Genomic DNA, 329 nt, shown 5'->3' with positions numbered 1-329 from the left:
GTGCCTGTTCGCAATGCGCGTCGAGGTCTTGCTGCAGGGGGATGTAGACGGCTTGCGTGTTCTTGCCGCCGACCGAGGCGGGGCTGGCGGCATGGTCGGCCCACTCGGAATCGACGATGATATAGCCGTCGCCAAAACGCATTTCGGCATGGACAAGCCGGCCATCGGCGTCGCTTACCAGCATGCTCGGCTCGAAGCCGAAGGCGGCCTTTAGCCAGGCCAGCGCCGCGCGCGGATCGCGATAGAAGACGCCTGAACCGAGGACCGCGTGCTTGAACGGATCGTCGACCGGCGCTGGCGACAATATCAGGCCTGTTCGGCGCGGGCGG

General features: G+C 65.7%; 1 pseudogene. It reads right to left on the bottom strand.

The window, feature by feature from the left end:
* Nucleotides 1-304: pseudogene (locus tag EN857_RS33840) on the bottom strand (glyoxalase); the annotation flags it as partial.
* Nucleotides 305-329: the final 25 nt, after the last annotated feature.

Origin of the sequence: Mesorhizobium sp. M4B.F.Ca.ET.214.01.1.1, from assembly GCF_004791545.1 — a bacterium.
Lineage (GTDB): Bacteria > Pseudomonadota > Alphaproteobacteria > Rhizobiales > Rhizobiaceae > Mesorhizobium > Mesorhizobium abyssinicae.
Note: the sequence above shows the minus strand (reverse complement) of the source record. Positions and strands in the feature narration are given on the sequence as shown.